This window comes from Pimelobacter simplex, assembly GCF_024662235.1.
In the GTDB taxonomy this organism is placed as follows: domain Bacteria; phylum Actinomycetota; class Actinomycetes; order Propionibacteriales; family Nocardioidaceae; genus Nocardioides.
This window is the reverse complement of record NZ_CP096276.1, coordinates 866332-891232: the sequence shown is the minus strand read 5'-3', so window position 1 is coordinate 891232 and position 24901 is coordinate 866332. Positions and strand designations below refer to the sequence as shown.

At 72.5% G+C, this 24901-nt stretch carries 23 protein-coding genes; 10 read left to right on the top strand and 13 right to left on the bottom strand.

The genetic code is table 11. From position 1 onward, the window contains the following. Positions 1 to 106 precede the first annotated feature (106 nt). Genes M0M48_RS04220 through M0M48_RS04210 form a run of 3 tightly spaced genes read left to right on the top strand, consistent with a single transcriptional unit; the run spans position 107 to position 3499 of the window. The gene (locus M0M48_RS04220) at positions 107 to 1723 is read left to right on the top strand and encodes a hypothetical protein (RefSeq protein WP_257759307.1); all 1617 of its coding nucleotides are present in this window, start codon (positions 107 to 109) and stop codon (positions 1721 to 1723) included. A gap of 37 nt (positions 1724 to 1760) precedes the next feature. Then, positions 1761 to 2189 carry a hypothetical protein gene (locus M0M48_RS04215; RefSeq protein ID WP_215815556.1) on the top strand — a complete coding sequence of 143 codons (429 nt, stop codon included), beginning with the start codon at positions 1761 to 1763 and terminating at the stop codon, positions 2187 to 2189. Between the two features lie 5 nt (positions 2190 to 2194). After that, entirely contained in the window at positions 2195 to 3499 is a 1305-nt protein-coding gene (locus M0M48_RS04210; protein WP_257750186.1) for an FHA domain-containing protein, read from the top strand. A 23-nt stretch (positions 3500 to 3522) separates the two neighbouring features. Here the strand turns inward: M0M48_RS04210 and M0M48_RS04205 are convergent, their stop codons facing one another. The 4 genes from M0M48_RS04205 to M0M48_RS04190 are packed head-to-tail and all read right to left on the bottom strand — an operon-like array spanning position 3523 to position 12516. After that, positions 3523 to 5544, bottom strand: coding sequence for a cation:proton antiporter (locus M0M48_RS04205; protein WP_257750185.1), 2022 nt, complete (start codon positions 5542 to 5544; stop codon positions 3523 to 3525). A 51-nt stretch (positions 5545 to 5595) separates the two neighbouring features. Next, entirely contained in the window at positions 5596 to 6678 is a 1083-nt protein-coding gene (locus M0M48_RS04200) for an ABC transporter permease (protein ID WP_257750184.1), read from the bottom strand. Continuing rightward, positions 6675 to 7574 carry an ABC transporter ATP-binding protein gene (locus tag M0M48_RS04195; protein ID WP_215815560.1) on the bottom strand — a complete coding sequence of 300 codons (900 nt, stop codon included), beginning with the start codon at positions 7572 to 7574 and terminating at the stop codon, positions 6675 to 6677. The genes M0M48_RS04200 and M0M48_RS04195 overlap by 4 nt, the downstream gene beginning before the upstream one ends. 19 nt (positions 7575 to 7593) lie before the next feature. After that, positions 7594 to 12516, bottom strand: coding sequence for an NAD-glutamate dehydrogenase (locus M0M48_RS04190; RefSeq protein WP_257750183.1), 4923 nt, complete (start codon positions 12514 to 12516; stop codon positions 7594 to 7596). A gap of 68 nt (positions 12517 to 12584) precedes the next feature. On the opposite strand from M0M48_RS04190, the gene M0M48_RS04185 reads away from it, so the two are divergent. From M0M48_RS04185 to M0M48_RS04175, 3 genes are read left to right on the top strand one after another with little or no spacing between them, the layout of a single operon-like run. Beyond that, on the top strand, positions 12585 to 13067 hold the full coding sequence (locus M0M48_RS04185; RefSeq protein ID WP_257750182.1) for a DUF2505 domain-containing protein: 483 nt from the start codon (positions 12585 to 12587) through the stop codon (positions 13065 to 13067). 2 nt (positions 13068 to 13069) lie between these two features. Beyond that, positions 13070 to 13552, top strand: coding sequence for a DUF2505 domain-containing protein (locus tag M0M48_RS04180; protein ID WP_215815563.1), 483 nt, complete (start codon positions 13070 to 13072; stop codon positions 13550 to 13552). Between the two features lie 32 nt (positions 13553 to 13584). Beyond that, positions 13585 to 13821: a copper-binding protein gene (locus tag M0M48_RS04175; RefSeq protein ID WP_257750181.1), complete on the top strand. Its 237-nt coding sequence runs from the start codon at positions 13585 to 13587 to the stop codon at positions 13819 to 13821. A 5-nt stretch (positions 13822 to 13826) separates the two neighbouring features. Here the strand turns inward: M0M48_RS04175 and M0M48_RS04170 are convergent, their stop codons facing one another. Further along, on the bottom strand, positions 13827 to 13994 hold the full coding sequence (locus M0M48_RS04170) for a hypothetical protein (protein WP_215815564.1): 168 nt from the start codon (positions 13992 to 13994) through the stop codon (positions 13827 to 13829). 14 nt (positions 13995 to 14008) lie between these two features. Next, positions 14009 to 15466: a WS/DGAT/MGAT family O-acyltransferase gene (locus M0M48_RS04165; RefSeq protein ID WP_257750180.1), complete on the bottom strand. Its 1458-nt coding sequence runs from the start codon at positions 15464 to 15466 to the stop codon at positions 14009 to 14011. A gap of 142 nt (positions 15467 to 15608) precedes the next feature. Here M0M48_RS04165 and M0M48_RS04160 point away from each other — a divergent pair, with 142 nt between their 5' ends. After that, entirely contained in the window at positions 15609 to 15968 is a 360-nt protein-coding gene (locus M0M48_RS04160; RefSeq protein ID WP_215815566.1) for a hypothetical protein, read from the top strand. Next, entirely contained in the window at positions 15965 to 17287 is a 1323-nt protein-coding gene (locus M0M48_RS04155) for a hypothetical protein (protein WP_257750179.1), read from the top strand. The genes M0M48_RS04160 and M0M48_RS04155 overlap by 4 nt, the downstream gene beginning before the upstream one ends. Here M0M48_RS04155 and M0M48_RS04150 read toward each other — a convergent pair. Both M0M48_RS04150 and M0M48_RS04145 read right to left on the bottom strand, forming a co-directional pair. Further along, positions 17277 to 18524, bottom strand: coding sequence for an AAA family ATPase (locus M0M48_RS04150; RefSeq protein ID WP_257750178.1), 1248 nt, complete (start codon positions 18522 to 18524; stop codon positions 17277 to 17279). The genes M0M48_RS04155 and M0M48_RS04150 overlap by 11 nt on opposite strands. Positions 18525 to 18534: 10 nt before the next feature. After that, positions 18535 to 19155: a hypothetical protein gene (locus M0M48_RS04145; RefSeq protein ID WP_257750177.1), complete on the bottom strand. Its 621-nt coding sequence runs from the start codon at positions 19153 to 19155 to the stop codon at positions 18535 to 18537. Between the two features lie 156 nt (positions 19156 to 19311). Between M0M48_RS04145 and M0M48_RS04140 the strand changes: the two genes are divergently transcribed. Further along, a complete protein-coding gene (locus M0M48_RS04140) occupies positions 19312 to 19557 on the top strand; it encodes a helix-turn-helix domain-containing protein (protein ID WP_215815570.1) in 246 nt (81 codons plus the stop codon). 20 nt (positions 19558 to 19577) lie between these two features. Here M0M48_RS04140 and M0M48_RS04135 read toward each other — a convergent pair whose 3' ends face one another. Genes M0M48_RS04135 through sigE form a run of 3 tightly spaced genes read right to left on the bottom strand, consistent with a single transcriptional unit; the run spans position 19578 to position 22220 of the window. After that, entirely contained in the window at positions 19578 to 21044 is a 1467-nt protein-coding gene (locus M0M48_RS04135; protein WP_257750176.1) for a S1C family serine protease, read from the bottom strand. 55 nt (positions 21045 to 21099) lie between these two features. Continuing rightward, positions 21100 to 21612, bottom strand: coding sequence for a hypothetical protein (locus M0M48_RS04130; protein WP_215815572.1), 513 nt, complete (start codon positions 21610 to 21612; stop codon positions 21100 to 21102). Next, a complete protein-coding gene (sigE, locus tag M0M48_RS04125) occupies positions 21609 to 22220 on the bottom strand; it encodes an RNA polymerase sigma factor SigE (RefSeq protein ID WP_257750175.1) in 612 nt (203 codons plus the stop codon). Before sigE ends, M0M48_RS04130 begins: the two co-directional genes overlap by 4 nt. Positions 22221 to 22385: 165 nt before the next feature. Between sigE and M0M48_RS04120 the strand changes: the two genes are divergently transcribed. After that, positions 22386 to 23042 carry an O-methyltransferase gene (locus M0M48_RS04120; RefSeq protein ID WP_257750174.1) on the top strand — a complete coding sequence of 219 codons (657 nt, stop codon included), beginning with the start codon at positions 22386 to 22388 and terminating at the stop codon, positions 23040 to 23042. A gap of 16 nt (positions 23043 to 23058) precedes the next feature. Here the strand turns inward: M0M48_RS04120 and M0M48_RS04115 are convergent, their stop codons facing one another. Continuing rightward, positions 23059 to 24660 (bottom strand): leucyl aminopeptidase family protein, encoded by a 1602-nt coding sequence (locus M0M48_RS04115; protein ID WP_257750173.1) that lies wholly within the window; start codon positions 24658 to 24660, stop codon positions 23059 to 23061. Next, a complete protein-coding gene (locus M0M48_RS04110) occupies positions 24657 to 24824 on the bottom strand; it encodes a DUF3117 domain-containing protein (protein WP_075018558.1) in 168 nt (55 codons plus the stop codon). The genes M0M48_RS04115 and M0M48_RS04110 overlap by 4 nt, the downstream gene beginning before the upstream one ends. Positions 24825 to 24901: the final 77 nt, after the last annotated feature.

Sequence of the window (24901 nt, the reverse complement as noted above, 5' to 3'; positions counted from 1 at the left end):
GGCAATTTCACCGGTCTCGACCAGCAGCGATCTCCGGGATTCGGGCAGCGGACCAGGGGGTACGCGGTGTAGCGTCTCGGACGCATTCCACGACTTAGGAGGAACGTTGATCGACCCCTCTGCAGCATCCGTGGTGCCCACCACCGACCCGTCGACGTACCTGCCCGCGCAGGCGATCACGGGTGACCTCACCGACCAGATGCTGCAGACGGACTTCTGGACCGACGAGCTCGTCGCAGCGGCCGGCATCCCGATCGTCGACATCCCGTTCGTCACCGTCGGTGGCGGCATCGGCTCGTTCGTCACGGTCGACTACCTGCGGATCGCTGGCGTGCCCACCTCGCAGATGCGGGTGCTCAGCACGCTCGACTTCCCGTGGCAGACCTACGAGTACCTGACCCGGGTCTCCCAGGTGCCGCGCCCCGAGCGGATCCGCTCCGACTCGGCCTCGCGGCCCGACAACATCTGGGGCTTCCCGTCCTACGGCTTCGCCGAGGGCATGAAGAAGTTCGACCTCAAGGTGCTCTGGGGCCTGTTCACCGAGCCGATCTTCGCCGACTACTACACGCCCAAGGCCGGCAACGTCTTCGAGCAGCTCGAGCGCGAGTCCAAGCGCATCGGGTACGACGAGATGCTGGTCAAGGGCCTGGTGCGCATCGTGCGGCGCCGCTACGGCGGCGGCTACTTCACGATCCTCACCCCGCCCGAGGGCGCCTCGGCCACCAAGCGCGTGGCCTTCCGGTCGCAGTACGTGCACATCGCGGTGGGCTACCCGGGCCTGAAGTTCCTGCCCGAGCTCCAGACCTACCGCACCGAGAACAACGACTACCGCCACATCGTCAACGCCTACGAGGCGCACGAGCACGTCTACGAGCGCCTGGTCCAGACCCCCAGCACCGTGCTGGTGCGCGGCGGCGGCATCGTCGCCTCGCGCATCCTGCAGCGGCTGATGGACGACCGCGAGAAGCACGGCGCGCAGACCAACATCGTCCACCTGTTCCGGACCTACATCAACGGCACCAACGACGGCTACGGCAACGAGGGCGACCCGCGTCCCGGCGGCGGCAAGACCCGGGTGACGATGCGCCGGCGCGGCGGCAACGGGTGGGCCTACCAGGGCTTCAACTACCCGAAGTCGGTGTGGGGCGGCCAGCTCAAGGCCCAGGTCCGCAAGCTCGACGGCGAGCAGCGCGCCGAGCTCTACAAGCGGATGGGCGGCACCAACACCCCCTGGCGCAAGAGCTGGCAGCGCCAGATGAACCAGGGCCGGGCCGAAGGCTGGTACACCTGTGTGGTGGGCACCGTCGACGCCATGCAGCCCAGCGGGGAGCGGATCGTCAACCAGGTCCGCACCGCTCAGGGCGTCGTGCCCGTCGAGGTCGACTTCGTCATCGACTGCACCGGCCTTGAGGCCGACATCGCCGAGCACCGGCTGCTCAAGGACCTCCTCGAGCACGGCGGCGCGAGCCGCAACCCGGTCGGCCGGCTCAACGTCGACCGCAACTTCGAGCTGATCGGCACCCAGTCCGGCGGCGGCGCGGTCTACGCCTCGGGCGCGACCACGCTGGGCGGCTACTTCCCCGGTGTCGACACCTTCCTGGGCCTGCAGGTCGCGGCCCAGGAGATCTACGGCGACCTCCAGAAGCGCGGCTTCTGCAAGCGGATCGGGCCGGTGCGCTCGACCCGGCAGTGGTGGAAGTGGCTGGCGGGGAGCACCCCGTGACCCCGGCCGCCCCGATGATCGAAGGAGCGCGGGACTGATGCTGCCCACCCTCAACGGCCGGATCCAGACCCGGGTCTTCATGCTCGTCGTCTTCGGCGGGCTGATCACGCTCGTGCTGACGCCGATCCTGCCCGGCGACCCCGACTACAAGACGACGTACCTGATCCTGGCGACCGTGCTGGTGCTCGGCATCGTGTGGGAGCTGATCTACCACCTGATCCAGCAGCTGCGCTGGGAGAAGGACTGGCCCACCCTGTTCGGGCTCATCACCGCGCTCAACGAGGGCGCGCTGGTGTGGCTGCTCGTCGACCTCGGCGCGGTGCCGGGCATCGACGGGGACACCGTGCCCTTCTGGGCGTTCTTCATCGACTTCTCCGTGATCTGGATCGTCGTCTGGATCTGGACCAACGGCCCGATGCGGGTGCCTTTCATCCGCTGGCGCTTCTTCGGCGGAAGGATCGTGTGACCCCGATGACCCACACCTCAGCAGACGACTGGAGCCGGGCCCGGGTCGTGCCCGGCCCCGGCGCCGGCACCCTGGCCCGGATCGGGCCGGTCGTGCTCCTGGTCGGCTCCGACGACCCCGAGGTCGTCAAGCCCTACCTGGAGCACGCCGAGATGGTCGCCGCCAACGGCGGCCAGGGCCGCCAGCTCGTGCGCGGCTACGCCCTCATGCTCTCGACCACGGTCGAGCAGTCCCCCGGCTTCGCGGCGCTCGCGCCGCACACCACCGGGCTCGCGGTGTTCGTCGACGGCGACGTCACGGTCACCGTCGACGGGCAGGCGATCTCGGGCGCGGAGTCGCTGGCCTGGGTCGAGCGGCTCATCCCGTGGCCCATCGAGGACGTCACGGTGACGCTGCCCGGGGCGAGCGCGCCGGCCGACGGGTCGTCGTACCGGCTCGACGGCGGGGTCGTGCCCGCCGGGTCGCTGGCGCTCGGCGCGGGCACCAGCGCCGGCACCGGCGTCGTCGTCGGGTCGGTCCCGGTGCCGGAGCCCGAGCCGGTGCTGCCGCCGCCGGCCCCGCCCGTACCGCCGCCGCCCCCGGCTCCCCCGGTGCCCGAGCCCGAGCCCGTGCCGGTCCCCGAGCCCGAACCGGTCCCGGAGCCCGAGCCGGTCCCCGAGCCGGAGCCGGAGCCGGTGCCGCCGGTCGCGGGCCGTCCACTGCCGCCGGTCCAGGCCGACGAGCAGATCAGCTTCCAGTCGGTGCTCATCAGCGAGGTCGAGGACGACCTCGACGACTTCGAGCCGCTGCCGATCGTCGAGAACGCCGCCCAGGTCCACGAGGAGCACGCCCACGAGCAGGTGCGCGGGGTCTACTGCAAGAACCGGCACTTCAACGACCCGCGGGTGCTGTTCTGCGGGATCTGCGGGATCAACATGGTCCAGCAGACGCCGGTGCTGGTGAACGGCCCGCGGCCGCCGCTGGGCGTGATCGTGCTCGACGACGGATCGGTGTTCCAGCTCGACACGCCCTACCTGCTGGGGCGCGACCCGAGCGGGGACGAGCGGGTCACCGGAGGTACGTTCCGGCCGCTGCCGATCATCGACCAGTCCAACCAGGTCTCCCGGGTCCACGCGCGGCTCGAGATGCGCGGGTGGGACGTCGTGCTGGTCGACAACAACTCGACCAACGGCACCTACGTCCACGTCCCCAAGACGCCCGACTGGATCCGGATGCCGCAGGGCGCGGAGCAGATCCTCACCCAGGGCACCCGGGTCCGGATCGGGCACCGGACGCTGGCGTTCAACACCCACGCCGGCAGCTCCAGCTGAGCCGGCCCGCGCGGGCTTCCTGATCAGGCCGGGGCGGCGACCTCGCCCAACGAGACGGTCGTGAAGTCGACCGGGGCGGGGTCGAGCTCGGCGCGCACCCGGGCGCCCGCCGCACCCCCCACCCCGTACGACGACAGCTCGATCGGCGCGGCAGCCAGCGGTCCGTCCGCGGCGGCCGCCTCGAGGCGCACCCCGCGCTCCTCCAGCGCCGTGCGGGCGGCGGTGAGCCGGCGCCCGCCCTCCCCGCGCAGGTCGAGCGCGACGCCGCGCTGGAGCGCGAGCCGCGCGCCCAGGACGGTGGCGGCCTCGCTGTCGCTGTCGGCGTTCCAGTGCACGACCACGGGGGCGTCCGCGTCGGGCGCCGGGGTCCCGGCGGTGGCGACGAGCACCACCGACTCGTTGGCGGCCACGACGGTCGCGAGCGACGGGTCGTCGGACCAGGCGAGGAGCCCCTGCGGGCGCAGCACGCCGATCAGCTCGACGAGGTCCTGCTCGACGTCCGCACTGGGGTGGGCGATCACCCGGATCGGCACGCCGAGCCGCTCGCCGTGGTGGACCAGTCCCTGCTGGCGCTCCATCGCCGCGGCCATCTCGGCCAGGTCGAGCGAGAGCCCGCTGCCGACCTCGAGAGGGCGTCCCTGGGGGGTGAGGTCGGCGATGACGATCTCGGCTGGCCTCGCCCCGCCGAGGGCACCGACGGCGAGATCGACGAGGAGGCGGTCGTCCTGGCCGGCGTGGGCCAGCACGAGCATCCGGTCGACGGCCTCCTCGCCGAGCGCGGCGCGCTCGGCCTCGGCGATGTCGCGAGCGACCCGGCGCTGGGGGTAGACGAACCCGAGCAGCGGCCCGGTCATCACCGTGGTCACCAGCGCCATGATCACCATGAGGGTGAACAGCTCCTGGCTGAGCAGGCCCTTCTCGAGACCGACGTTGAGGATGATCAGCTCGGTCAGGCCGCGGGTGTTCATCAGCAGCCCGAGCGCGCTGGCCTGCCAGTGCGGGACCTTCTGGAGGCGGGCGCCGACGTAGGCGCCGACGTACTTGCCGATGATGGCGACGGCGAGGATCGCGAGCATCGGCACGATGTGCTCCGTGCCGAGGCCCTGGATGTTGACCTTGAGGCCTGAGATGAGGAAGAAGACCGGCAGCAGCAGGAGCACCGAGATCTGCTCCAGCCGGACCAGGATCTCGTGGCGCAGGGCCGCGGCCTGCTCGTGCGGGATGATCGCGCCGAAGAGGAAGGCGCCGAAGATGTAGTGGATGCCGATGACCTCGGTGGTGGCCGCGAACAGCAGCATCCCCACCAGGACGACGGACATGATGGTCGGCGTCAGCTCGCCGGCCTTGTGGTAGGCCCGGGTGAGCCAGGTCAGCGCCGGCCGGATCACGAAGATCGCGACCAGCACGAACGGGATCGCCAGGTAGATCGCCCAGCTCGGCAGGTGCCCGTGCCCGGCGTCGACACCGGCCAGCGCGAGGACGACGGCGAGCAGCGTCCAGGCGATGATGTCGTCGGTCGCGGCGCAGGCGAGGGCCAGTCCGCCCGTCTCGGTGCGGTGCATCCGGCGGTCGGTGAGGATCCGGGCGAGCACCGGGAACGCGGTGATCGACATGGCCGCGCCCATGAACAGCGCGAACGGCCAGAAGTCCGCACCTGCGGGCTTGAGCGCCGCGGTGGCGTCGGTGTCGACGAAGAGCTTGGCCAGCCCGATACCGAGCGTGAAGGGCAGCACGATCGAGCAGATCGAGACCGCTCCGGCGACCTTCTCGCGGCCCTTGATCAGCTTGATGTCGAGCTCGAGGCCGACCACGAACATGAAGAGCACCAGACCGACGCGCGCGAGCACGTCGAGGAACGCGCGCTGGTCCATGGGGAACAGCTCGCCGCTGAGCTCCATGCCCAGCAGGCTCGGGCCGAGGAGCACGCCGGCGGCGATCTCGCCGACGACCGGCGGGATGCCGATCTTGGCGACGAGGGTGCCGGCGATCCGGGCGACGACGATGATCAGGGCCAGCTGTCCGAGGATGACCGCGAAGTCGAGCATGGCAGAGACCTTAGGTGCTCACGCCCCTCCGCGTCCCCGGCTCGGGAAGCCTCAGGTGGTCTCCCACCGGAAGAGCCGAGCCGCGAGCGCGGTCACCACGATCGCGAACCCGGCCAGGATCAGCAGCGGTACGACGGCCGACCCCGGCCCCTGCCCGCGCACCATCACGTCGAGCATCCCGGTGTTGAGGTGCTTGAGCGGCAACAGGTCGGACAGGCGCTGGATCCAGGTCGGAGCGACGTCGAGCGGGAAGAACGAGCCGCTGAGGAAGGCCATCGGCAGCACCAGGAAGTTGGCCAGGTTGACCGCCCCTTCGGTGGTCTTGGCGAGGGCCCCGGCGAGCAGCCCGATCGCCATGAAGCACAGGGTGCCCACGACGATCAGCGGTATAGACATCCACCACGATCCGGTGAGGGTCAGCCCGAACGCCGCCGCGCCCAGGCCGAGGAAGATCGCGAGCTGGGCGAGCGCGACGGTGAGCGTCACCGCGACGCGCGCACCGACGACGGTGCCCGTCTTGACCGGCGCGAGCTGGAGCCGGCGCAGCAGCTTGGACTGGCGCCAGCCCTGGAGGGTCGCGGCGGCGCCGAAGGCCGCGCTCATCGCGACCGCCCAGCCCAGCAGGCCCGGCGTGACGAACTGGATCGTGGTGAGCGAGTCGTCCTCGACCCGCTCCGTCACCAGCTGGTACGCCGGCGGCTGGCCGGTCGCCACGACGTTCATGCCGTCGACGAAGGAGCGCAGCGTGCCCTGGGTGACGGCGGCCTTGACCTGGTCGGTCTGGGTGTAGTGGGCGATGAGCTGGTCGCCGCGCTGCTCGATCGCGACGTCGGCGTCGCCCTTGCGCACCTCGTCGAGGGCGGCGGCGAGGCTCTTCTCCTCGGTCACGTCGAAGGTCTGCTTGAACGCCTCGGCCACGTCGTCGGGCAGGTCGTCGACGAAGGGCACCGCGCCGACCTGGATCATGTCGACCTTGGACTGGTCCTGGCTGCCGAGCAGGCCGCCGAAGAGCACCAGGAACATCAGCGGGAAGATCAGCGCGAAGAACACCGACGCCTTGTCGCGCAAAAAGCCGCGCAGGATCGCGAGCGACAGCGCCCAGAAGGGCGATCGGGCCTGGCTGCGGCTGCTCATGCCCGGTACTCCCGTCCGGTCAGGGCGAGGAAGACGTCCTCGAGCGTGCCGGTCTGGACGCTCACCCCGTCGAGGTGGTCGCCCGCGGCGAGGACGCCGAGCACCGGTCCCGGTTCGCGGGTCACCAGCACCAGGCCGTCGATGCCCTCGGAGGCCTCGGCCACCCCGGGGATCTCGGCCGCCTCGGCGGCGCTGAGCGTCCCCGGGGCGACGGTGATCCGGGCAGGGGCGTCGAGTCCCCGTACCAGCGCGGCGGGGCTGTCGACCTGGAGGATCCGGCCGTGGTCCATCACCGCGACCCGGTCGCAGAGCACCTCGGCCTCGTCCATGTAGTGCGTGGTCAGGACGACGGTGCGCCCGGTGTCGTTGAGCGAGGACAGCAGGTCCCACAGGTTGCGGCGGGCCTGGGGGTCGAGCGCGGAGGTCGGCTCGTCGAGGAAGACCACCTCGGGGTCGTGCACCAGCGCGCAGGCGATGGAGAGCCGCTGCGCCTGGCCGCCGGACAGGTCCTCCACGCGGGCGTCGGCCTTGTCGGTGAGCCCCACGCGCTCGAGCCACTCGTCGGCGACGGACCCGCCCACGCCGTACAGGCTGGCGAAGGTGCGGATCTGCTCGCGCGCGGTGAGCCGCTCGAAGAACGACGACGCCTGGAGCTGCACGCCGACCCGCGGCTGCAGCCGCGGGTTGCGCGGCCACACCGGCTCGCCGAGCACCTCGACCTGACCGGCGTCGGGACGGCGCAGGCCCTCGACCATCTCCAGGAGCGTCGTCTTGCCCGCTCCGTTGGGGCCGAGGACCCCGACGAACTCGCCCTCCTCGACGGTGAGGGTCACGTCGTCGACGGCCGTCAGCTCGCCGTACCGCTTGGTCAGTCCGCTCACCCGAATGGCGTTCACCGCACCGACCCTAGACAACTCAGGTGAGCAGACCTCGCACGACCCGCAGGCCCACCGACACCTTCGCGAGGTCGGCCGGCTCGTCGCCGCAGACCGCCGTGAGGGCACCGATCGCCTTGTCGACGACCCCGCCGGCCTCGGCCTCCCACGCCGCCACCCGGCGGGCCGCGGCGGCGAGCGGGTCGTCGTCCTCGACCGCGCTCGTGGCGGCGAGGACCTCGGCGGTGAGCTGGGCGTGGACGGCGTAGAGGTCGTCGCGCAGGGCGGCCCGCGCCATCGTCTGCCACTGGTCGTCGCGCGGGAGCGCCACGATCCGCTGCTGCAGCACCGACAGGCCGAGCCGCTCCCCCAGCGCGAAGTGGACGCGCGCCACCTCGGCCGGCTCGAGCTCGGCCTGGTCGGCGATCTCGACGATGTTGAGCAGCGTGTAGGCGACGTCGAACGACGCCACCCGGGCGGCGAGGTCCTCGGGCACCTGCTGGCTCTCCAGCGACCGGCGCCGGTTCTCGTACGCCGCCAGCTCGGCGCCGGTGAGCAGCCGCGGCAGCTCGAGCATCGCCTCCTGCACGTGGGCGGCGAAGAACTCGACATTGCCCTGGCTGTCGAGCGGGGGCCGCCGGTTGGTCACCAGCCAGCGCGAGGCCCGCTCGACGAGCGTGCGCATCTCGACCCGCATCCGGGTCTGCACCGCCGCGTCGAGCACGTTGTCGTACTGCTCCAGCTCCTGGCGCAGGTCGAGCGAGCCGAAGATCTCGCGGGCGACGAAGTTGGCCCGGGTCAGCTCGGCGGCGCTCGCCCCGGTCTCGCCGGCCAGGCGCGGCCAGTAGGTCATGCCGGCCCCGTTGACCAGGTCGTTGACGACCTGGGTCACGATGATCTCGCGCCGCAGCGGGTGCTCGCCGATCTGGTCGAGGAAGCCGTTCTGGACCGGCGCCGGGAAGTACGACTGCAGGTCGAGCGTCAGGTAGGGATCCTCGGGCAGGTCGGAGGCGAGCAGCTCCTCGGCCAGCACGATCTTGGTGTAGGCCATGAGCACCGCCAGCTCGGGCTGGCTGAGGGTGTCGCCGGCCTCGATGCGCCGCTTCACCTCGCGGGTCGGCGGCAGCGCCTCGAGCTCGCGGTCGAGCAGGCCCTGGGACTCCAGGTCGCGCATCCACTGCTCGTGGACGTGGAGCAGCGAGACGGCGTTCTTGGCCGCGTTGGCCAGCGCCAGGTTCTGCTCGTAGTTGTCGCGCAGCACGAGCTCGGCGACCTCGTCGGTCATCGAGGCGAGCAGCTCGTTGCGCTGCTTGCCGGTCAGGTCGCCGTCGGCCACCACCCGGTCGAGGAGCACCTTGAGGTTGACCTCGTGGTCGGAGGTGTCCACACCGGCGGAGTTGTCGATGAAGTCGGTGTTGATCCGGCCGCCGTCACGGGCGTACTCGATCCGGCCACGCTGGGTGAAGCCCAGGTTGCCGCCCTCGCCCACGCAGCGCACCCGCAGCTGACCTCCGTCGACGCGGATCGTGTCGTTGGACTTGTCCCCCGCCTCGGCGTGGGTCTCGGTGGAGGCCTTGACGTAGGTGCCGATACCGCCGTTCCAGAGCAGGTCGACCGGCGCCAGCAGGATCGCCCGCATCAGCTCGGCCGGCGTCATGTGCTCGACGTGGCCGGCGATCCCTAGCGCGGCGCGGATCTCGGCGTTGAGCGGGATCGACTTCGCGCGGCGCGAGAAGATGCCGCCGCCCGCCGAGATCAGGCTCTTGTCGTAGTCCTGCCAGCTCGACCGGGGCAGCGCGAAGAGCCGCTGCCGCTCGGCGAAGGACGCCGCCGCGTCGGGCTCGGGGTCGATGAAGATGTCGCGGTGGTCGAAGGCCGCCACCAGCCTGGTGTGCTCGGAGCAGAGCATGCCGTTGCCGAAGACGTCGCCCGACATGTCGCCGATGCCGACGACGGTGAAGTCCTCGTTCTGGCAGTCGACGCCCATCTCGCGGAAGTGCCGTCGTACCGAGACCCAGGCGCCCTTGGCGGTGATGCCCATCGCCTTGTGGTCGTAGCCGACCGAGCCGCCGCTGGCGAACGCGTCGCCCAGCCAGAAGCCGTAGTCCGCCGCGACGCCGTTGGCGATGTCGGAGAACGTCGCGGTGCCCTTGTCGGCGGCGACCACGAGGTAGGAGTCGTCCCCGTCGTGGCGGACGACGTCCGCCGGCGGCACCGTCGCGCCCGCGACCAGGTTGTCGGTGACGTCGAGCAGCCCGCGGATGAACGTCTGGTAGCAGGCCACGCCCTCGGCCAGCCACGCCTCGCGGTCGGAGGAGTCGGGCAGCTGCTTGGCGTAGAAGCCACCCTTGGCGCCGACCGGGACGATCACGGTGTTCTTGACCATCTGGGCCTTGACCAGGCCGAGCACCTCGGTACGGAAGTCGTCGCGCCGGTCGGACCAGCGCAGGCCGCCGCGCGCGACGCTGCCGAAGCGCAGGTGCACCCCCTCGACCCGCGGCGAGTAGACGAAGATCTCGTACTTCGGCCGCGGCTCGGGCAGGTCGGGGATCGCCGAGGGCTCGAGCTTGAGCGAGAGGTACGGCTTGGGGGTGGCCGGCTCGCCCGTGTGCTGGAAGTAGTTCGTGCGCAGCGTCGCCTGGATGTGGGTGAGGTAGGAGCGCAGGATCCGGTCGTGGTCGAGGCTGACCACGCCGTCGAGCGCCGTACGGACCTGGTCGACGAGGACGCTCTCGCGCCCCTCGCGGTCGGCACCGACGGCCGGGTCGAAGCGGGTCTCGAAGAGCTCGACGAGCAGCCGGGCCAGGTCGACGTTGTCGACCAGCGCCTGCTCGATGGAGTCGACCGCGAACGGGCTGTTGCCCTGCTTCATGTAGCGCGCGTAGGCGCGCAGCAGCATCGCCTGGCGCCAGGTCAGCCGCGCCGCGAGGACGAGGCGGTTGAAGCCGTCGGTCTCGGTGAAGCCGTCCCACATCGCGCGGAGCGTGTCGGCGAACAGCTCGCGGGCGTGGTCGGGCAGCGGGCCGTCGTAGCGCAGGCCGAAGTCGTAGATGTGGGTCAGCCGGCCCAGGCCGTTGAGCGTGTAGGGACGCTCGTCGACGACCTCGACCCCCATCGAGGCCAGCATCGGCAGCACCGCGCTCAGCGAGAGCGGCTCACCGACGCGGAACATCTTGAGCCGGGCCTCGCCGTCGGCCGCGTCGACCTCGGCGTAGAGCGACTGGTCGCGCCCGTCGTCGCCGGGGATGCCCTCGATCCGGGCGAGGTCGACCGCGGCCGTGCGGGCGCTGAAGTCCTCCTTGTAGGCCTCGGGGAAGGCATCGAGGTAGCGCCGGCCGAGCAGGGCGCCGGACTCCTCGCCGTACTCGGCGATGACGGCCTGGACGAAGTCCTCCTGCCAGGAGCGCGAGGCGTCGATCAGGCGCCGCTCGAGGTCGGCGGTGTCGATGTCGTCGGGGATCAGCTCGCCCTTGGGCAGGTGGACGACGAAGTGCACGCGCGCCGTCGTCGACTCGTTGATACTGACGTTGAACTCGACCGAGTCGGGACCGATCCGGCCCTTGCCGATCTGCTCGGTCAGGATCTGCACGAACTTGTGCCGGATCCCCGTGTTGTAGCGGTCGCGCGGCAGGTAGACGAGCACCGAGAGGTAGCGCGCGTAGGTGTCGCGGCGGATGAACAGCCGCACCGCGCGGCGCTCGCGGGCCTGCATGGCGGCCTCGACGATCGGGCCGAGCTCGTCGACCGGCGTGTGGAACAGCTCGTCGCGCGGATAGGTCTCGAGGGTGTCGAGCAGCGCGGCGCCGTCGTGGCTGCGGGCGTCGTACCCGCTGCGGAGGAGGACCTCGTCGGCCTTCTCGCGCAGCAGCGGGATGCGGAGCAGCGACTCGGTGTAGGCGGCGCTGGAGAGCAGGCCGAGGAAGCGGCGCTCGCCGACCACCTCGCCGTCGGGGCCGAACGTCTTGACGCCCACGTAGTCGAGGTACGCCGGGCGGTGCACGGTGGAGCGGGAGTTGGCCTTGGCCAGCACCAGCACGGTCTTCTCGCGCGCCTTGGCCTTGACCGCGTCGGGCAGCCGGCTGAAGGCGATCGAGGTGTCCTTCTCGGCCGGGTGCTCGCGCAGGATGCCCAGGCCGGTGCCCGGGACGGGGCGCAGCACGTCGTCCTCGGGCTCGCCGTCGAGGGCGACCCGATCGAGGACGTACTCGCGGTAGCCGAGGAAGGTGAAGTGCTCGTCGGCCAGCCAGGCCAGCAGCTCACCAGCCTGGCGGACCTCCTCGGGCGGCAGCGGCGGCGGGTCGGAGGCCAGGGAGGCGACGGTCTCGGCGACCCGCTCCTGCATCTGCGGCCAGTCGACCACCGACGCCCGGACGTCGCCCAGCACCCGGCGGCACGCGTCGGCGACGCGCTCGGGGGCGTCGGCGCCCTCACCGCTGAGCCGCGGGATCTCGATGTGCATCCAGGACTCGCGGATCGTGCCCTCGACCGGGGCGGTCGAGCCCGAGGCGACCGGCTCGGCCTCGACGAGGCGGCCGCGCTCGTCGCGTCGTACGTCGAAGGTGGGGTGGATGACCGCGCGCACGTCGTGGAGCTGGCGGGAGAGCTCCATGGTCAGCGAGTCGACCAGGAACGGCATGTCGTCGACGACGACCTCGACCACGGAGTGGCCCGCCGCGGACCAGCCGTGCTCGGCGACCGTCGGCGTGAACACCCGCACCTTGGCGGCACCGGGCTCGCGCTCGAGCGCGAGGTGGTGGTGGGAGGCGAGGGCACCGTAGACGTCGACGTCCGTACGGCTCTCGAGCTCTTCGGTGGCCACGTGGCGGTAGTACGCCGGGAGCAGCGCGGGCAACGCCTCGCGTGGCGGCCCTCCGCTCCCCTTGGCCGGCGCGGCCGCGGCAGCGGCCTGCTCGAAGATGCGGTCTCGGTCGGAATGGGCAGCAGAGGAAGGCAGCGTCGTCATTGACACACCTCGACAGTAGGACCTCGAAGTTCCGGGCCACAACACGCGGGTAGGACATGATGTCTCGTATGCGATACAGCCGTGAGCTGGCCTACGACGCCGCGCCCGACGAGGTCTTCGCGATGCTCGCCGACCCCGCCTTCCGCGAGAAGGTCGCCGCCGCCCAGCAGGTGGTCTCGGTCGCGGTCACGGCGACCCCCGCAGGAACCGGCCTCCACCTGGTCATCGACCAGGTCCAGAACACTGCCGGCCTGCCCGCCATCGCCAAGAAGATCGCCGGCGACACCACCCAGGCAGTGGTCCGGGAGGAGTGGTCCGGCCCCGCATCTGGGACGATCGAGATCACTGCTCCGGGCAAGCCGACCCGAGCCGCCGGCACGGTCACCCTGGTGGCCGACGGCGCCTCGACGAAGCATGTCGTCGACCTCGAGGTCACCGTCAAGGTGCCCCTGGTCGGCGGCAAGCTGGAGAAGCTGATGACCGACAACATCGACGCCGGCCTGTCCGTGGAGCACTCCGTGGGCGTGGCCTGGTTGAAGGGAGACCGCTGACGATGGCCACGCGCCTGGTCCACAAGATGGTGTACGACGCCCCGGCGAGCGAGGTCGCCGCGATGCTCTCCGACCCCCTCTTCCGGGAGGAGGTGTGCCGCAACCAGCGCGCGACGTCCTTCGCCGTCACGATCGAGGGCGGGATCGACGCCAAGGCCGTGCGGATCGAGATGGAGCAGCCCACCGACAAGGTGCCGTCGTTCGCCAAGAAGTTCGTCGGCGCCACGACCACCATCGTCCAGACCGAGACCTGGGCCGACGCCTACCAGGCGACCATCGTGGTCGGCATCCCCGGCAAGCCGGGCGAGATGCGCGGCACCGCGATCCTGGCCGAGGTCGACGACGTCACCACCGAGACGGTCGAGCTGGAGATCAAGGTCAAGATCCCGCTGGTGGGCGGCAAGATCGAGGAGCTGCTCGCCAAGCTGCTGGGCAGCGCGCTGCGGGCCGAGGAGCGGACCGGGAAGGCCTGGCTGAGCCGCTAGGCCGAGGGGTTGCGCGATCAGGAGCCCGCAGGATGCAGGATCGACCGCAGGTAGCCGACGGCACCGTCCGCTCGTGGGACGTGGGTGAGGGCTGGGGAGTCATCGACTCCCCGGCGGTGCCCGGCGGCTGCTGGGCCAGCTTCGCCGTGGTCGAGGTGCCAGGGTTCAAGCAGCTGCGCGCAGGTCAGCGGGTCCGGTTCGAGTTCGATGCCCTGGATCTCGACGGATACCCGTTCACCGCGCGCCGCGTCGAGCCGCTCCTCGACTGACGACCTCAGCGATCGGGCCCGGACCTCGGGTCGACCTCTTCACGCGCGTCCGCGCGCCGGCGGAAGAAGATGACGATCCCGAGCACCACGAACGGCCCGAACGCCAGCACCATCGTGGCGATCTGCTCAGCCGGGTGCAGCGCACCGAGGTGGAGGGGGATCACGAGGTCCATCGTCGCACCGTGGCTCAGGAGCCGCGCTTCGGCGTCCCCTTGGTGGTACGACGCCCGCGGGGCGCGCGCTGCCGGGTCGGTGAGGAGACGTCGATGAGCTCGTCGAGGGCCTCGCGCACGCAGGAGGCGAGGACGTCGGCGTCGGGGATCCAGTCGCGGTCGGCGGTGATGCCGTAGTAGACCCCGCCGTCGTACGACGTCACGCCGATCGCGAGCGGGTGCCCGGGGGTGAGCGGCGGGACGGGATAGCTCGCGAGCATCCGGGCGCCGGAGGCGTAGAGGGGGGCCTGCGGGCCGGGCACGTTGGTGACCGAGATCTGGTAGCCCTTGCGCAGCTCGGCCGCCGCGACCCGCGAGCCGATCGCGTGGAAGGTCGTGGGGGCGAAGCCGGCGATGCCGGCGAGGCGGTTGGCGGCGACGCTGCGGCCGGTGTCCTTGTGCGCCTGGAAGGAGTACGACACCTGGTGCAGGCGCACGATCGGGCTCGGCTCCCCCACCGGGAGGTCGACGAAGTGGGCGGCGATCTGGCTGCCGAGCGAGGTGGCCTCGAGCTCCTCGTCGATCACCGACACCGGTACGACGGCCCGGACCTGCCGCAGCCCGCCGAGCGACTCCGCGCGGGTCATGAGCCAGGCCCGCAGCGCCCCGGTGATGGTCGCCAGGACGACGTCGTTGATGGTGCCGCCGTGGGCCTCGCGGATCCGGCGGTAGTCGGAGAGCCGGGTCTCGACGGTGACCACGCGGCGCTGCTGGGACAGCGGGCCGTTGATGACCCCGCGCGACTTGGGCCGGCGTCCGGCGGCGGCGGAGAGGAAGGAGCGCGCCCGCTCGCTGCGCTGGTCGGCGGTGCGGGCCAGCGCCCGGGAGCCGGTGCGGACGGTGTCGAGCAGGACGCCCAGGTCGGTGAGGTTCTCGCGGACCGCACCGCCGAGCAGCGTGGCCGGGTTGGGCGAGCGGCGCGGGGCCCAGTCGTCGGGGTCGAGCTCGCGGGCCTCGGGCTGCAGGTCGAGGAGCAGCTGGCCGAGGTCGACGGTGTGCACGCCGTCGACGAGGGCCTGGTGGGTCTTGGACAGCACCGCCACCCGGCCGTCCTCGAGGCCCTCGACGAAGTAGATCTCCCACAGGGGGCGGGTCCGGTCGAGGGGGCGCGAGACGATCCGGGAGACGAGCTCGAGCAGCTGGGCGGAGGTGCCGGGGCGCGGCAGCGCGGAGCGTCGTACGTGGAAGCCGAGGTCGAACTTCTCGTCGTCGACCCACACCGGGTTGGCCAGGTGGCCGGGCACGGCCTGGAGCCGCTGGCGGTAGCGCGGCACGAACGCGATCCGGTCCCGGATCAGCGCCACCAGGCGGGCGTGGTCGAACGCGTCGGCGCCCTCGCCGGGCTCGAAGATCTCGATGGTCGCGTTGTGCTGGGGGGTCTCGGGGGACTCCTCCTCGAGGAACGTCAGGTCACGCGGTCGCACCCGGTCCACCACGTCGTCCTCCAGCCTCTGGGCCGATCCCTCAGGATCGTCGGCGGCCCCATCCCGCCGCCGTTGGGATCACCGTGAGATTCTGACAGAGAACCCGAGCATCCGTGGGTACGTCCAGGGGTGTCCTGACGAGGAGGAATGCATGCAGCGGCTGCGCACCATCGGCGCGGCGCTCGCCACCGTCACTCTGCTGGGGGCCGTCTCCGCGTGCGGCACCGACGACAAGGCGAGCACCGACAAGACAGTCGTGATCGACATCACCGTCAAGGACGGCAAGATCACCCCGAGCGGCGACCGGGTCAAGGTCGGCACCGGCCAGCCGGTCGACCTCGTCGTCACCGCGGACACCGCGGGCTCGCTGCACATGCACTCCGACCCCGAGCAGGAGTTCGCCTACGACAAGGGCACCAAGACGTTCCCGATCTCGATCGACCGGCCCGGAGTGATCGAGGTGGAGTCGCACGACCCGCCCCAGATCATCGTCCAGCTCGAAGTCCGTTGACCGGGGACCTCCAGGCCCACGGCATCGGTGGGCAGGCCGACCTGCCCATCCCGTTGGAGCTCGCGGTCTCCGGCGCCGTGGCGGCCCTCGTCGTGTCGTTCACCGTCCTCATCGTCGCCTGGCGCCAGCCCCGGTACGACGTACCGCGGGCCGGGCGCTCCGCCTGGGCCTTCCTCGACCGGGTCACGGCCGCCCCGGCGTTCCACGTCGTGCTGCGCACGATCGGCATGGTCGTCGCGCTGTTCGCCGTCGCCACCGCGGTCTTCGGCCAGGACTCGCTGACCAACCCGTTCTTCGGGATGGTCTACGTCTGGTGGTGGGTGGGCCTGGTCTTCGCCTCGGCCCTGCTCGGCCCGGTGTGGAAGGCGATCAGCCCGGTCCGCACCATCAACGCCGCACTCGCCAAGATCTCCGGCGGTGACCCCGAGACCGGGCTGCGCGAGTACCCCGAGCGGCTCGGCTACTGGCCGGCCGCGATCGGGCTGTTCGCCTTCGTCTGGCTCGAGCTCGCCTCGACCCACCCGACCGAGCTCGGCACGGTCCGGCTCTGGTGCGCGCTCTACGTCGGCGTGATGCTGGTCGGCGGCGCGATCTTCGGCAACCGCTTCTACGAGAACGCCGACCCGTTCGAGGTCTACTCCTCGCTCATCGGCAAGCTCTCGCCCTGGGCCCGCGTCGACGGCCGGCTGCGCCTGCGCAGCCCGCTGGCGAACCTCGCGACCGTGCCGGCCAAGCCGGGTCTCGTCGCGGTCGTCGCCGTGCTCTTCGGCAGCACCGCCTTCGACTCCTTCGGCGAGTCCTCGTTCTGGGTGAAGTTCTACCAGAACGCCTCGGTCAGCAAGTCGATCATCGACAACATCGCACTGGTCGGGTTCTGCGTGATCGCGGGCGTGCTGCTGGCCGGTGCCTGCGCGCTGACCACGTCGGCCGCGCACTACCCGCGCTCCCAGCTGCCCCGCCGCTACGCGCACTCGATCATCCCGATCATCCTGGCCTACATCCTGGCCCACTACCTGACGCTGTTCGTCGACGTCGGCACCCAGACGCTCGCCCGCGCCAGCGACCCGTTCGGCAAGGGCTGGGACATCCTCGGGACGGCGGGGCTCGAGCCGTCGTACTGGTTCTCGTACCACCCGACGCTCCTGGCCACGATCAAGGTGCTCGCGGTCGTCGTGGGTCACGTGGTCGGTGCGGTCGCCGCGCACGACCGGGCGCTGACGCTGCTGCCCAAGCGGGACCAGGTGCTCGGGCAGCTGCCGCTGCTCGTGGTGATGGTCGGGTTCACGGCGGGCGGGCTCTACCTGCTGTTCAGCGCCTAGCCCGGGCTCCGGGCGCCCGCGCCGGTACGCCGGCCAGCGCGTCGACGAGCCGCGCGAGCGCCCGCCGCAGCGCAGAGTCGCCGGACTCGACCAGCATCCGGCCGGCGACCAGGGCACGGTCGACCGCGGCCTGGTCGTCGGGCAGGACGTGGACGCCGTCGTGCGCCCCGAAGCCGGCGAGCAGGGCGCGCACGTCGGGCTCGCGCCAGCCGAGCGTGGGCCGCATCCGGTTGACCACGACGCGCACCCGCGTGGTGGGCACGAGCCCGCGCAGCTCGCCGAGCGCGCGGGCCAGGCGGGCCAGGCCGACCGGGTCCGCCGTACCGACCAGGAGGATGTCGTCGGCCGCCTCCAGCGCCTCGCGGGTGAGCCCGTCGCGCTCGGGCCGGCCGGTGCCGCCGGGATCCCCGAACGGGTCCGGTGCGATCGCGAAGCCGGTGTCGACGACCACCTGGCCCTCGCTCCGCGCGCGGTCGAGGAGCGCGGTGAGCGCACCCGGGCGGACCTCGGGCCAGCGGTCGGGTCGGGGCAGCCCGGACAGCAGCCGGAGGTGGGCGGAGAGGCGGCGCTGGGTCGCGGTGAAGCGCTCGTCGAGGACCCCGGAGGCGGCCAGGCGGGTCGCCGCGAGCAGGCCGGAGACCTCGTCGAGGACGCCGAGCTGCTGGGCGAGCGTGCCGCCGTACGGATCGGCGTCGACCAGGAGCGTGCCCAGGCCGCGGCGGGCCAGCTCGCCGGCCAGGCCGGCGGCGAGGGTGGTCCGGCCGGGAGCGCCGGCGGGGCCCCAGACCACGATCACGCGGCCCTGGCGTCCGGCAGCGGCCCGGGGCGCGGCCGTCGCCGGTGCGGGCGGAGGCGGCGGCGGAGACAGTGGCGGCGGGAGGTCCGTGGACGGCAGCGCGACCAGCACCGCGCCGAGCTCGTCGACGCGCTCGGCGGCCAGGACCGTCGCGATCCCGAGCCGCGCCGCCCGCTCCGTGCTGTGACCGGGGTCGGTGGCCACGCCGACCATCCGGACCCCTTGGCGGCGCAGGTCGTCGACGACGCCCTGGTCCAGCCCGGGCAGGTCGACGCCGAGGACGGCGGCCTCGGCCTGGCCGGTCCGCGCGGCGGCGAGCAGGTCGGCGACGTCGACGCAGCGCTTGAGGAGCACGGTGCCGGGGTGGTCGGCGAGCGCGGCGAGCGCGCGCGACTCCCAGGCCGCGCCGGTCGAGACGAGGAGGACGACGATCACGCTCACGACCGCCGCCTCACGAGCGCTGGAGGATCCGGATGACCGGGTCCTGCAGCCCGCCCAGCAGCCGCTCGAACGCCACCGCCCGGTCGTCGTCCACGGCCACGACGAGCTGGCGGGCGCCGGTGACGCCGAACGTGTCCTCGTACGACGGCGCGGCCACCACCGTCACCTCGCTGAGCGCCGGTCCCCCGCCGCCCGGTCCCGCCCCGGCGCTCCGCCCAGGCCCGTCGCTGACCCAGACGTCGACCACGGAGCCCGCACCGACGTCCGGCGGCACCCGGTTCGGGTCGACCTCGAGCGGCACCCGGAGCACCGGCTCCGCGGCGGCCGGGCCGACCGCGGAGCGGGCCAGCAGCTCCCCCGCCCCGACCGGCCGGACCAGCACGAGGTCGGCCGGCACCGGCCGCTCGGCGGTGAAGTAGCGCTCCTGCGCGGCGGCGTCGGTGAACCGGACGCGCTCGACGACGAGGTCGTCGGTGCGCAGCGGCGTACCGGCGCCGCGCTCGGCCCGGACCGCCCACACCGCGACCGTGTCGTCGGCCGCGGCGAGCAGCCGCGCACCCACCACCACCGAGCCCGCCACGAGCAGCACGCCGAGCCACAACCGCGGGTCACGCCATGCCGGACGCACCACCCGTTGGGCGGGTGGTGGAGCAGGCGTGCCCGTCGCGTTCCCGAGATCTCTGGACACGCGCTCATCATGCAGGCCGGCGGCCGTCTCGTCATCCGGCTATCCACAGGCCCCGCCACGCCGGCTGCGGCCGGCGCGCGCGGGTGCGACGATGGGCCCATGGGACTCCCCTCGGACGGCCCTCGGTTCCTCACGCTCGCCGACGTGGCCGAGGTGCTCAACACCTCCAGCGCCCAGGTCTACGCGCTGGTGCGCCGGGGCGAGCTGCCCGCGATCAAGATCGGCGGCCGAGGCCAGTGGCGGGTCGAGGCCAGCCGGCTCGAGGACTACATCCAGCAGCAGTACCGCGCCGCGGCGCGCTACGTCGCCGACCACCCGTTCAGCGAGTCCGACGCCGAGGTCTGACCCGGCCGGCCGGCCGGCGGCTAGCCGTTCTTGCCGTCGAGGGTGACCTTGACCTTCTTCTCCGCCGAGCCGCGCAGGATCGTGAACTCGATCGTCTCGCCCGGCTGGTGGGTCCGGATCGCGACGATGAGCGCGATGCCGTCGGTGACCCGGTCGCCGTTGACGTGGGTGATGATGTCGCCCTTGCGCAGGCCGGCCTCGGCGGCGGGCGTGCGCGGCAGGATCTCGTCGAGCTCGGCGCCGTCCCCGCGCGCCTGGCCCCCGGTCGCGACCTGGGCCCCGATCACGGGGTACTGCGCCTTGCCGCTCTTGAGGATCTGGTCGGCGGTCACCCGGACCTGCTCGACGGGGATCGCGAAGCCGACGCCGATGTTGCCGGCCTCGGAGTCGATGGAGCCGCCGCCGGCGGTGGCGATGGCGGAGTTGACGCCGATCACCTCGCCCTTCTGGTTGACCAGCGGGCCGCCGGAGTTGCCGGGGTTGATCGCGGCGTCGGTCTGCACCGCGTCGATGTACGACGACTCGTCGGCCGACGAGCCCGTCGTGACCGGGCGGTGCAGGTAGCTGACGATGCCCGAGGTCACCGTGTCGGGCAGGTTGAGGGGCGAGCCGATCGCGACGACCGGCTCCCCGACCTGGAGCTTGCTGGAGTAGCCGAGCTTGGCCGGGGTGAGCTTGTCCTTGTCGTCGACGTAGAGGATCGCGAGGTCGTAGACCGAGCTGCGCCCGACGACCTTGGCCCGGTACTGGTTGCGCTCGTGGTCGACGACCGTGATCTCGCCGCCGTTGGCGGCGGCGTCGGCGACGACGTGGTTGTTGGTGACGATGTGGCCGTTCTTGTCGAGCACCCAGCCCGAGCCGCTGGCGCCCGCGGACTGGCCCTTGTAGTCGGCGACGATCTGCACGGTGCTCGGCAGCACGGCCTTGGCCACGGCGGCGACCGAGCCGGGCGCGGCGAGCGGGGCGTCCGGCTCGAGGTCGACGCCGCCCAGGCCCTGGTCGGAGTAGGCCGGACCCGACGGCGAGTCGTCGGCGACCCGGTCGTAGACGAGCGCGCCCAGCACGCCGCCGCCGAGGCCGACGACGAGAGCGAGCGCGGCGACGGCGGGCCACACCCAGCCGGCGGGGCGTCCCGAGCCAGTCCGGCCCGTGCGGTGGCTGCCGGGCGCCGGAGGGCCACCGGGCAGCCGGACCGTGAGGTCGGCGGCGGTGGGCGGCACCGGCGGGGGCGGCGGGAGCAGCGAGGGCGCCATCGCCAGCGGCATGGTCGGCTCCGGTACGGCGACCGGCTCGGGCACCGGGTGCGAGGGCGGGGTGAGCGGGGCGCTCGGGGCCGACGGCACGCTCTCGGCCAGCGGTACGTCGCCCGGTCCTGGCGGCGCCCACGGCGAGGGGGCCGGAGCGGGGTCGGCCGCCGCGGCCGGGTCCTCGGCGGGAGCCTCGAGCGGCTCGGTGGGCTCCCGGTCGGACTCGTGCGCGTCGTTCACGGGACCATCATGTCCGATGGGCCCGAATCACCGGTCCCGCAGGTGGACCCGAGGCTCAGGGCAGCATCCGGCGCACCGGCACGGGCAGGTTGCCCGGGAAGCCGTTGGGCGACGGGGTCGTACCGGTGACCGGCGCGGCCGGGGTGGCCGGCGCGCTCGGCACGGTGGTGTTGATCTGGGTGGCCGGCGGACGGCGGTCGGCCGGCGGCGAGGAGCCGACGCCGAAGCCCAGCGCCAGGACGCCGAGCATGGCGGCGCCGACGGCACCCCCGCCCAGCATCACCGCGCCGGTGGCCCGGCGGCCCGCGCCGGAGGCGCCCGCGTCGGCGAGGATCGCCTCGCCCGGGGGCATGCTCAGCAGCGAGCCCTTGAGCCCCGACGGCGCGCCGCGCTCGGCGGTGCCGGAGGCGCACAGGCCGGCCAGCCGGGTCTTGACCCAGCCCTCGCGCTCGACGAGGTCACGGCAGGCGTGGCAGTGGTAGACGTGGGCCCAGGCCTCCTCGGTCTCCCGTGCGGTGAGCTGCCCGTCGAGCAGGGCACTCACCCGGTTGCCGAGGTGGCCGATCACGAGGCTGCTCCGCCGACCGGCATCGGGGCCGGGCCGGCGAACCGGGTCCGGCCCGCGGTCGGGGCGCGGTGCGCGAGGGCCGCGCGGAGCAGGGCCCGGCCACGGTGGATGCGCGAGCGGACGGTGCCGAGCTTGGCACCGAGGATCTCGGCGATCTCCTCGTAGCTGAGGCCCTCGATGTCGCACAGCACGACCGCGGCGCGGAAGTCCGGCGGCAGGTCGGCCAGCGCGGCGGCGACGTCGTCGTCGAAGGTCTGGTCGGCGTACGCCGTCTCGGGCGCGAGCTCGGCGCTGGCGAGCCGCGCCGCACGCTCGTCGGAGAGCGCGTCGAAGCGGATCCGCTGCTTGCGGCGGGCCTGGTCGAGGAAGAGGTTGGTGGTGATCCGGTGCAGCCAGCCCTCGAACGTGCCGGGGGTGTAGGTGTGCAGCGAGCGGAAGACCCGGACGAAGACCTCCTGGGTGAGGTCCTCGGCGTCGTGACGGTTGCCCGTCAGGCGCAGCGCCAGGCGGTAGACACGGTCGGAGTGCTGCTCGACGATGGTGCCCCAGTCCAGGTCGGACTGCCCCTGCCCGCCGGGCTGGGGGTGGGGATCGACGGGCTCCTTCATCGTGGCCTTCTTCCGCTGGATCAGTGCCAAGGTCTCCTGGCTCCTCTCACCGTAGGGGCGGGAACTGAGGGTTCCCTGTGAAATACCCCAACGATCGGCAACGATCGGGTGTTCCCCCGGCGTCGGCTCCGACCCGCCGGGCGCGCGAAGCAATAGGGTGAGCCCGTGGCTCCGACACCGATCAACGCGACCAGCTGGACCTTCGCCGACACCTACGTCGACGAGGACGACGTCCTCGTCGCCGCCCGCGCGCGTGCCGAGGAGGTCGGCGTGGTGCCCATCGGCGCCGGCACCGGCGCCACGCTGCGCTTCCTCGCCTCCGTGCTCGAGGCCCGCGCGATCGTCGAGATCGGCACCGGCACGGGCGTCTCCGGCGTCTGGCTGCTGCGCGGCATGCGCCCCGACGGCGTACTCACGACCGTCGACGTCGAGGCCGAGCACCAGCGCCTGGCCCGCGAGTCGTTCAAGGACGCCGGCATCGCGCCCCAGCGGGTGCGCACCATCGCCGGCTCCGCACTCGACGTCCTCCCCCGGCTGACCGACGGCCACTACGACATCGTCTTCGCCGACGGCGACAAGCACGAGTACGGCGCCTACCTCTCCGAGGCGCTGCGCCTGCTGCGCCCCGGCGGCGTGGTGGCCTTCGACAACGCGCTGTGGCACGACCGGGTCGCCGACCCCGCCCAGCGCGACGAGCAGACGGTCGCCATCCGCGACCTGGTCCAGCAGGTCGCCGCGACCGAGGGTCTGGTGCCCGCGCTGCTGCCCGTGGGCGACGGCCTGCTCGTCGCCAAGAAGGAGTGGGTCCCCGAGGCCGACTGACCGGTCGCCGGCCGGGTCAGTCCCGGCCAGCGACCCCGGCCAGCGGGTCGACCGAGCCCAGCCACGACAGCAGCAGGCGCGAGCCGAAGCCCGAGGGACCGACAGTCCACTCGTAGGAGTCCTTCTCGACGTCGCCGACCGAGGCGATGTCGAGGTGCGCCCACGGGACGTCGCCGACGAACGGGCGCAGGAAGAGCGCCGCGGTGATCGCGCCGGCCCCGCCGGGGTCGTTGCTCGCGTCGGCGACCTTGGAGGCCAGCTTGTCGTCGTAGCCGCGGTAGAGCGGGAAGCGCCACAGCGGCTCGCCGGCGCGCTCGCCGGCGGCGCTGAGCGCGGCGGCGAGGGCGTCGTCGGTGGCGAAGAGGCCGCCGACCTGCTGGCCGAGCGCGACCTTGACCGCGCCGGTGAGGGTGGCGACGTCGACGACGAGCGCCGGGTCGAGCTCACTGACCGCGTAGGCGAGGGCGTCGGCGAGGACCAGGCGGCCCTCGGCGTCGGTGTTGCCGACCTCGGTGGTGCGCCCGCCCCAGTGGGTGAGGACGTCGCCGGGGCGCAGGGCGCTGCCGGAGATGGCGTTCTCGGCGGCGGCGATCAGCCCGATCACGCGGACCGGGCAGTCGACGTCGGCGAGCGCGGCCATCGTGGCCAGGACGACCGCGCCGCCGGTCATGTCGCGCTTCATCGAGCCCATCGATGCGCTCGGCTTGATCGAGAGACCGCCGGAGTCGAAGGTGATGCCCTTGCCGACGAGCACCACGACCGGCAGCTTCTTGGCGGCCCGCGCCGAGACGCCGCCCGGCGTGTAGTCGAGCCGGATCAGGCGCGGCGGGGTCGCGGAGGCGGCACCGACGGCGAGGATGCCGCCGAAGCCCTCCTTGGCGAGCTGCTGCTCGTCCCAGACCCGGACGTCGAGACCCGCGGCCGCGGCGACCTCCTCGGCCTGCGCGGCCAGCCACGCGGGGTTCTTGAGGTTGGAGGGCACGGTCGCGAGCAGCCGCGAGCGCCAGCCCGCACCGCCCAGGGCGACCGCGCGCTCGAGTGCCGAGCGGTCGGTGGCGGCCGGGGCGCCGGCGAGCACCACCCGTCGTACGGGCGTGTGCTCGGGGCCGGTCGAGCGCCAGTGGAAGACGAACGAGCCGAGCATGGTGCCGGCCACGAACGCTTCGAGGGCGACCGGGTCGTCGGGCGTGGCGTCCTCGGCGACGGCCGGGATCGAGGTGACCACGGCGGCGCGGTCGCGCGCGGCCTTGGCCATCGTGGCACCGGCCCGGCGCAGGTCGATCGGCCGCGCGGCGCCGACACCGACCAGCAGCACCAGGCGCAGCGCGGGATTGCTCGCGGACCCCTCGGGCACCGGAACGGTCGCCACCTCGCCGGTCGCGCCGGTCAGCCCGTGCACCTCGGCGATCCCGACGAGGTCGAGCGCGAGCTCGTCGGCGAGCTCGGCCGCACCGAGCCCGAGCAGGATGCCGCCGTCATCCCCCGGGAGCACCGGCAGCGCGACGACGTCGACGCCGGTGATCGCACCGGGCAGCAGCTCGCTGGCTGCGAACTCGGGGGGTGAGACCTGGCCCGGGAGCACCGGGCCGGACGTGCGGGTGGTGACCGGGGAGGTCACCCGACCACGTTCTTGAGCGCATCGCCGAGCGCGGAAGCCTCCTCGGCATTGAGCTCGACCACCAGTCGGCCGCCGCCCTCGAGCGGGACGCGCATCACGATGCCGCGACCCTCCTTGGTGACCTCGAGCGGACCGTCACCGGTCCGAGGCTTCATCGCCGCCATGCGGCACCCCTCTTCCACTACCTCTGCGAGCTGTCGAGCACCCTGTGCACCCGACTGTGCGCGTGACCATTATCGCC

Excerpts from the sequence above, each read along its gene's own strand:
- M0M48_RS04215 (WP_215815556.1), top strand. The coding sequence starts at position 1,761 with ATGCTGCCCACCCTCAACGGCCGGATCCAGACCCGGGTCTTCATGCTC.
- M0M48_RS04210 (WP_257750186.1), top strand. The coding sequence starts at position 2,195 with ATGACCCACACCTCAGCAGACGACTGGAGCCGGGCCCGGGTCGTGCCC.
- M0M48_RS04205 (WP_257750185.1), bottom strand. The coding sequence starts at position 5,544 with ATGCTCGACTTCGCGGTCATCCTCGGACAGCTGGCCCTGATCATCGTC.
- M0M48_RS04200 (WP_257750184.1), bottom strand. The coding sequence starts at position 6,678 with ATGAGCAGCCGCAGCCAGGCCCGATCGCCCTTCTGGGCGCTGTCGCTC.
- M0M48_RS04190 (WP_257750183.1), bottom strand. The coding sequence starts at position 12,516 with ATGACGACGCTGCCTTCCTCTGCTGCCCATTCCGACCGAGACCGCATC.
- M0M48_RS04185 (WP_257750182.1), top strand. The coding sequence starts at position 12,585 with ATGCGATACAGCCGTGAGCTGGCCTACGACGCCGCGCCCGACGAGGTC.
- M0M48_RS04180 (WP_215815563.1), top strand. The coding sequence starts at position 13,070 with ATGGCCACGCGCCTGGTCCACAAGATGGTGTACGACGCCCCGGCGAGC.
- M0M48_RS04175 (WP_257750181.1), top strand. The coding sequence starts at position 13,585 with ATGCAGGATCGACCGCAGGTAGCCGACGGCACCGTCCGCTCGTGGGAC.
- M0M48_RS04170 (WP_215815564.1), bottom strand. The coding sequence starts at position 13,994 with ATGGACCTCGTGATCCCCCTCCACCTCGGTGCGCTGCACCCGGCTGAG.
- M0M48_RS04160 (WP_215815566.1), top strand. The coding sequence starts at position 15,609 with ATGCAGCGGCTGCGCACCATCGGCGCGGCGCTCGCCACCGTCACTCTG.
- M0M48_RS04140 (WP_215815570.1), top strand. The coding sequence starts at position 19,312 with ATGGGACTCCCCTCGGACGGCCCTCGGTTCCTCACGCTCGCCGACGTG.
- sigE (WP_257750175.1), bottom strand. The coding sequence starts at position 22,220 with ATGAAGGAGCCCGTCGATCCCCACCCCCAGCCCGGCGGGCAGGGGCAG.
- M0M48_RS04110 (WP_075018558.1), bottom strand. The coding sequence starts at position 24,824 with ATGGCGGCGATGAAGCCTCGGACCGGTGACGGTCCGCTCGAGGTCACC.